General features: G+C 37.3%; 8 protein-coding genes. 6 read left to right on the forward strand and 2 right to left on the reverse strand.

The genetic code is table 11. The annotated features are described in order from the left end of the window. From ENL20_02265 to secF, 6 genes are all read left to right on the forward strand, one after another. On the forward strand, positions 1-1123 hold a 1123-nt coding region (locus ENL20_02265), incomplete at its 5' end, for an aminopeptidase P family protein (protein HHE37379.1). A gap of 99 nt (positions 1124-1222) precedes the next feature. Next, entirely contained in the window at positions 1223-1702 is a 480-nt protein-coding gene (locus tag ENL20_02270; GenBank protein ID HHE37380.1) for a pantetheine-phosphate adenylyltransferase, read from the forward strand. Between the two features lie 72 nt (positions 1703-1774). Then, positions 1775-2074: a hypothetical protein gene (locus ENL20_02275; GenBank protein HHE37381.1), complete on the forward strand. Its 300-nt coding sequence runs from the start codon at positions 1775-1777 to the stop codon at positions 2072-2074. 112 nt (positions 2075-2186) lie between these two features. Beyond that, the gene (locus ENL20_02280; protein HHE37382.1) at positions 2187-2495 is read left to right on the forward strand and encodes a DUF3467 domain-containing protein; all 309 of its coding nucleotides are present in this window, start codon (positions 2187-2189) and stop codon (positions 2493-2495) included. A gap of 246 nt (positions 2496-2741) precedes the next feature. After that, positions 2742-4412 carry a protein translocase subunit SecD gene (gene secD / locus ENL20_02285; GenBank protein ID HHE37383.1) on the forward strand — a complete coding sequence of 557 codons (1671 nt, stop codon included), beginning with the start codon at positions 2742-2744 and terminating at the stop codon, positions 4410-4412. Positions 4413-4420: 8 nt separating this feature from the next. Then, positions 4421-5371 (forward strand): protein translocase subunit SecF, encoded by a 951-nt coding sequence (secF, locus tag ENL20_02290; protein ID HHE37384.1) that lies wholly within the window; start codon positions 4421-4423, stop codon positions 5369-5371. A gap of 174 nt (positions 5372-5545) precedes the next feature. Here the strand turns inward: secF and ENL20_02295 are convergent, their stop codons facing one another. Both ENL20_02295 and phnE read right to left on the reverse strand, forming a co-directional pair. Beyond that, positions 5546-6205, reverse strand: coding sequence for an HAD family phosphatase (locus ENL20_02295; protein ID HHE37385.1), 660 nt, complete (start codon positions 6203-6205; stop codon positions 5546-5548). A 225-nt stretch (positions 6206-6430) separates the two neighbouring features. After that, entirely contained in the window at positions 6431-7432 is a 1002-nt protein-coding gene (phnE, locus tag ENL20_02300) for a phosphonate ABC transporter, permease protein PhnE (GenBank protein HHE37386.1), read from the reverse strand. Positions 7433-7677: the final 245 nt, after the last annotated feature.

The following is a 7677-nucleotide window of genomic DNA, read 5'->3' on the forward strand; positions in this document are numbered from 1 at the left end:
ACATGATACAGGATATTTCCAGCAGGAAAATAATTTTTTATACTTAACCGGATTAGAGGTTCCGGAAGCTGTTTTGGTTATTTATAAAATTAAAGATAAACCTGTTATCGACCTTTTTATTGAGAGAAATATCCCGGAAATGGTAGTGTGGGAAGGTGAAAAAATGCTTCCTGATAAAGCCAGAGAAAAAAGCGGGATCAAGATGGTTTCCTTCCTGGATGAATTTGAACGGAAGCTCGGAATGTATCTTCTCAATAAGCATAAATGCTTTATCAATCGTATTCATTCCGGATTGAATTCTCCTTTGAATAAACAGCAATTATTTATCAAATCTGTTCGCGATAGATTTCCGGAATTATCATACGAGGATTTTACGGAAATTATTAGACCTTTAAGAATGATCAAAGATAAATGGGAAATTCAGCAGATCCAGAAAGCGATAGATATTACTGCCCAAGGGATCTCGGAAATTTTCAAAAAAGCAAAAAGCGGAATGATGGAATATGAATTAGAGGCGATCCTCAATTATGAGATTACAAGAAGCGGAATGAGACATCTCGGTTTTAAATCCATTATCGCTGCCGGGAAAAATGCTGCTACTTTACATTATGTAAACAATAACTCGATGATCGGGAAAAATGATCTTATCCTATTGGATGTTGGTGCTGCATGCAATAACTACAGTGCTGATATTTCAAGAACTTTTCCGGTTTCCGGAAAGTTCACAGCCAGGCAGAAAGCAGTTTATGGAGAAGTTTTAAAAATCAATAAAAAAATTATCGCGATGGTCAAACCGGGAGTAGGTTTGAAAGAACTCAATGAAAAGACGATCGAACTCATTAAAGTCGCTCTAAAAAAACTGAAGCTGATCAAGGATGAAAAGGATTACAGACAATATTATATGCATTCGGTTTCGCATCATCTCGGTCTGGATACTCATGATGTCGGGAAAAGAGATTCTATTCTGAAGACGGGAAATGTAATAACTGTCGAACCGGGAATTTACATTCCGAAAGAAAAGATCGGAGTGAGAATTGAAGATGATATTCTGGTCACAAAGACCGGACATCAAATTCTTTCGAAGAATATCCCGAAGGAAATCGAGGATATAGAACGCGGATAACACGGATTGAACAGATTATCACAGATAAGAAAGAGATATGAATAAAATCCTGTTTTCTTAATCTTATTCTTTGCGTCTTTGCGGTAAAAAGAGGAAGAAATGAAAATAGCCATCTATCCCGGAACATTTGATCCTATTACAAATGGTCATATCGATGTTCTTAAAAAAGCGATCAAGATCTTTGATGAAGTAATATTAGCGGTTGCTCATGATAATGCTAAAAACACAATTTTCAATCTGGACGAAAGAGTAGAATTATGCCGGGAATCGACTAAAAATCTGCCCAATGTCAAAGTTGAGAAATTTGACGGTCTAGTCGTTAATTTTGCGAAAAAGCTGAAAGCATCTGCCATGATCAGAGGTTTAAGGGCAGTTTCCGATTTTGAGTATGAACTTTCACTCGCATTGATGAATAAAGAGCTCTATCAAGATGTCGATACTGTTTTTTTTGTTCCGCATAATAAATATTTGTATTTGAGTTCGACCATGATCCGGCAGGTTGTCAGGTTGGGTGGAGATGTAAAGGATTTGATCCCGGATTGTGTGGAGCAGGCATTGCTCAAAAAGAATAAGAAATAATGATGAAAAAGATTATTCCGGAAAAGGAATTTGAAATTTTTGTACAAGATTTGTTGAAGGATCTGCTGAAATATGCGAAAAATTCTTAAAAAATATTTCTGGGATGGAACAGAGAATATTTCCGATGAGTATTTTATCAGGAGAATGCTTGAATATGCATCCTTTCCTGATTTGTTGAAAATTCCTTTCCATAAATTCAAATCAACGATCAATAAACTAAATCTCGATAAGATCAGAACTTCCGAAGCAAGAAAAAAATTTGTTAAATATCTTCTTCCATATTTGAAAGATGCAAATGATTGGGAAAACGCTATTTTAAAGAGTACGGAAGATATAAGTAAAACGATAAAAAAAATATTTGCTGATTATTAGCGTTTATTCGCGTATATTAGCAGTTAAAGCAAAAAAAATTCGTGATATTTCGTATTTTTCGCGGGAAAAAATCCTCCTTCGCCAAGGCTATGGAGGACAAGGGAGATAAAAAATGAACGACAAGAAAAAAAAGTTAAACATCAAATTAGATGAAAAGATCGGAGAAGGAATTTATTCCAATTTTGTGATGATCACGAGTTCACCCTCTGAATTTATCCTTGATTTCGGCAGGATCGCTCCGGGATTAAAAGATGCTCGCATTTTAAGCAGGATTTTCACAACACCACAGCATGCAAAACAATTTTCAAATCTGCTGGAGAAGAACATTGAAAACTTTGAAAATCAACATGGTGAGATCAAATTACCGGGTAAACCAGACGACAAAGAGATCGGATTTAAGAGTTTAGGACAAAATTCTTGACTGCTGAAGGACTAAAAAACTTTTTGATTTTTCTTTAATTAAAAATGGAAGCCTATATTTGGTTTTGCATTTTGAAAGTTGTTATTCTGAGAAATTCGACTTGCTTTTTTCTCGAAGGAACTCCGCAATTAATGAGATTCTTCGGAAGATTTCCTTAACCGGAAATCCTCTCTTCCAAGAAAGAGAAAACCTCAGAAGACAACAAATAATAAGATATCGAAAAATATTGATAAGGAGTTTTATTTAATGAAAAATAAGAAATTGAGAGGACTTATTATTTTAATTGTAGTCCTGGTTACAGCATATTTTATTGCTCCTCTTCTTGTTCCGAATTTGCCTGATTTCTGGACGAGTAAACGCTTGAAATTAGGTCTGGATTTACAGGGTGGATCGCAAATTGTCCTGGAAGTAGATTATTCTCAATTGAAATTATCCAACGAAGAAAAAGAAGATGCTGTTAAGACTGCGTTGGAAATTATCCGTAATCGTATCGACCAGTTCGGAGTTTCCGAACCTTCCATTCAGAGAGTGGGAGATAACAGGATAATTATCCAGCTTCCCGGTTTGAAAGATCCGGGGCGAGCAAAAGAACTGATCGGGAAAACAGCTCTTCTGGAATTTAAATTGATGGCAAATTCCGACCAGACAAAAGAGACATTTGAAAAATTGGATAAATATCTCCAGGAAAATATTGATAATTATGATTATTTGAAGAAAGTTGAAATAATAGAAACTGAACAGGTGGAAGATATTCTCGAAAGCGAAGACCTTGATATTATGGAAACCGAAGAAGGAACAGTTGCTGAAGATTCGGCAGCGACTGATATCGAAGAAGTTGAAGAAACCGAAGATGAAGAAGAATATCAGAATGTTTTCACTTCTTTGACTACTCACGAAGATATGCCGGGAGTAATTTCTCAAAAAAATATCGCTGTCTTTAAAAAACTATTAAAAGATGAAGAATTCCGCAAACATGTTCCAGCTGGTATCCAAGTTGCGATCGGGAAAGAAGATAAGAATGATATCTATGCTCCCCGACCGTTATATATACTTTTAGACAGAACCGAACTCAGCGGAAAATATCTCGAAAAAGCAACTGTCAAGATCGGTCAGGGTTACGATCCAAAAACTTCCGGAAAACCTTATATTTCTCTGAAATTCAACAAAGCAGGAGCGAAAAAATTTGAAACAGTTACAGGTCAGAATGTTAAAAAAAGATTGGCAATAGTTTTAGATGATGTTGTGCACAGCGCTCCTGTTATCGATGAAAAGATCAGAGGTGGGGAAGCTCAAATTACCGGAACTTTCACTCTCGAAGAGGCTCAGGACCTGGTCATCGTTCTTAATGCCGGTAATCTTCCTGCTCCGGTTAATATCATCGAAGAAAGAACAGTTGGTCCGACTCTTGGTTCGGACAGTATCAAAGCCGGAATTATGGCAGCCTTGATCGGAATGGCAATTGTTATTCTTTTCATGATGATCTATTACGGTTTGTCCGGAGTTTTTGCTAATATCGCACTGGCTGTGAATATTGCTTTCATAATTGCCATCATGACCATGCTGGAAGGAACTCTAACCATGCCCGGAATCGCAGGTATGATCTTAACGATCGGTATGGCGGTCGATGCCAATGTTCTCATCTTTGAAAGAATTAGAGAAGAACTCAGATCGGGTAAAACTGTTCGTTCCGCGATAGATGCCGGATTCAACAGGGCAATAATTACAATTTTGGATGCAAATATAACAACCCTGATCACGGCTCTTGTTCTTTACCAGTTTGGAACAGGACCGATCAAAGGTTTTGCAGTTACACTTTCCATTGGAATTGTCGGTTCAATGTTCGCTGCTATCGTTTTGGTGAAGGCGATCTATGATGGTTTTGTCACCAATGTGAATAGAACGAAGTTGAGCATTTAGGGGGAAAAATGAGATTTTTTAGAGATACAAAAATAGATTTTATCGGCAGAAGAAAAATATTTTTCGGAATTTCATTAGCGATAATTATTATCGGTCTGGTTTTCTTGTTGATAAATAAAGGACCAAAATACGGAATAGATTTTTCCGGCGGTGTTTCCTTGGAATTAGATATAACTCCGGTCAATGAAAATGGAAAAGTTATCGAGATCCAGGATGTGCGGGATGTTCTGGAAGAAGAAGGCATTGAAGGAGCCGAAATTCAGGATATTAAAAGTGCTGAAAATCGTAGTTTGATCCTCGTCAAAACAAAGGCGACAGAAACTGAAGGTGAGAAGATCAGTGCCAGGATAGTTAATGTGATCAAGAAACACTTTCCTGATAATGTTGATCCTGAAAACCTGATCCGTTTACAGGAAGAAGTTGGTCCCAAAATTGGAGAAGAACTCAAAGGAAAAGCGATCCTGGCGATTTTCTGGGCCTTATTGGGAATTATCCTTTATATCTGGTGGAGATTTGAATTTACTTTCGGAGTTGCTGCTGTTATCGCTCTATTCCATGATATCCTGATCACTGTCGGCATCCTTTCCATAACCGGAACAGAATTCAGTCTGCCGATCGTGGCAGCCCTTTTAATGATCGTCGGTTATTCTCTCAATGATACGATCGTGGTGTTCGACAGGATCCGTGAAGACCTGAAAGTCTATCGTAGAGAATCTTATGAAAGTGTGATCAATCACAGTATCAATGAAACTTTAAACAGAACGATAATTACTTCTTTAACTACATTTATTGTAGTTTTAAGTTTATACATTTTCGGTGGTACCGTCATTCATGATTTTGCTTTTGCCATGCTTATCGGGGTTATTGTTGGAACATACTCCTCCATCTTTGTTGCCAGTCCGTTAATGGTTGAACACTTCAACCGCAGACAGAAAAAAATGGGCGGAAAAAGAAAGTAAAAAATCCGTCAAAAGCCGGACTCGGATTGCTAAATTATTGAAAGAATAATATAAAGGCTGTTCAGATATTGAACAGCCTTTTTCTATGAGAAAAATCACACTAATGAAATAAATCTTTATCAATTCAAAACAGGGGTTTTGCAGAATATAGAATTCCCAATCGGGGATTGGGAACTATGAGTAAATTCCCTGTTTCCAAATCTGGTTGAAATTCCCCACATAACGATCAGCAATTCTTTTTATCTCATTTTTATCAGGTTCGGAAAACTCGTCATAGATCGCATAAACGGTCATTCCGGCATTTTTTGCAGCTTGAACACCGACTAATACATCTTCGATCACCAGACAATCGTTTGGTTCAACATCCAATTCTGCAGCAGCTTTCAGAAAAATATCAGGAAATGGTTTACCTTTGATTTCTTCTTTTCCGATCACGATCGATTCAAAATATTCGGAAATTCCATTCGCTTCCAGAACTATCCTGGTCAGATATTCATTATTGCTGGTTCCAATTCCCATTTTGATCTTATTCTGTTTGAGAAAATCAAGAAATTCCTTTGCTCCATGTTTTAATTTTACATCTTTCCGGTAATGTTCTGCCACCATTTCCGTCCATTCATCCATAATTTCCCGGGGAGAATCAGGAAGATCAAATTTCCGGATGAAATATTCCGCTACTTCGATAAAACTATTTCCCTCTTTCATATCTTTGAAAAGGTCATCGGGAACGGAAATGTTCCTTCTCTGCAGGAATTCCACATCGACCTGCGTCCAGATTCCCATGGAATCGATGAGAGTTCCATCCAGATCAAAAATTACTGCTTTGAATTTCATATATCATCCATTCGACTTGTAAGCATAGCAACGAGTCGAAATATTTAGTTTTACTGATTCGTGTCATTGATTGGACTTGATTCGTTTGACTACTCTTGAGTGGTCAGATAAATCGAGGAGGATCTATTATAAATAGTCTCAATCCTCGACTCACATTCCTTTCAGTCATTGCAAGTCAAGTCCTGCTTAATCTTATGCGTATTTTGTGCCTTTTCGTGGCTATCATCAAATCTCCATCAATTTGCTTCTCACCTTAGCGCTGATCATATCCATGATCCAGACAACCGCTGCGATCAGCCAGATGATCAAACCGACATTGTGCCAGCGGAGAAGCTGCTGCTGTTGTAATAAAAGCAATCCAATCCCACCACCACCGACAAATCCGACGATCGTTGCCATTCGCACATTGATGTCCCAGCGATAGATCGTAAAAGCCAGATAGGGAGAAATTATCTGCGGGATCACAGCATAGATCCAGATTTGAAGTGTACTTGCACCAGTTGCTTTGATCGCTTCCACCTGTCCGGGATCAATATTTTCTATTTGTTCGGAATAGAGTTTGGTTAAGGCTGCAATCGAATGGATCATCAAAGCGAGCATACCGGCAAAGGGTCCGATCCCGACCCAGACACTGAAAATTATAGCCCAGACAATTGCTTCGATGGAGCGGAATATAGTAGAAATCGTTCTGGTTATTAGATAAATGGCATTTCCCAGGAAAGTTTTCGGCATTAAATTCCGGGCAGCAAAAAAACTGAATACAAAAGCGAACGGTATAGCCAGAACTGTTGCGAGTAAAGCCAGGAAAATCGTTTCAGCAAGAGCAGTTAGACTCATGGTCAGGATATCAAAGTTAGGATTGAAAATCCCGGTGACAATATTTCCGGCATTCCTGAATTTTGTGAAGAATTTTACCGGTTTGATCTCGACCAGATTCCAACCAACAATTATTGTTATTAAAATTCCAACAATAATCAGCCAGCCCCAGAGCGATTTTTTCCAATTTTGTTTTGTTTTACAGGTTGGATAAAAGATTTTTCTGCCGATGGAATTTGCTGTGAAATAAGATATAAGTGTTAAAATCAGAACAGAAATTAAATGAATTTCAATCTTGAAGGATAATTCAAACCACTGAAAACCAAGATAGCGAAAACAACCAATTATATAGAGCCAATACAGGAAATCAGTGATTAAGGATTTAATGATCGGGATTATTTTTTTGTTCATAATTTTTTTTATAAACCGTTGAAACGGTTAATAATTTTGCATGCTATATTTCTTTAATCACCATAATGAATTATGGTGTTGTTCTGATTTATTTCATCTGATATTTATTCATTGTAATCTTTTCAGAATACACCCGAATTTATTCGGGGGTTGTGTAACATAATTCTCATTAATACACGCCTAACTCTTTATATTTAAGTGTGTTCTGAAATGTTATGAAATCTCCCCTCGATTTAGGCTTCAGA

The sequence above is a fragment of the Candidatus Cloacimonadota bacterium genome (genome assembly GCA_011372345.1).
GTDB lineage: Bacteria > Cloacimonadota > Cloacimonadia > Cloacimonadales > TCS61 > DRTC01.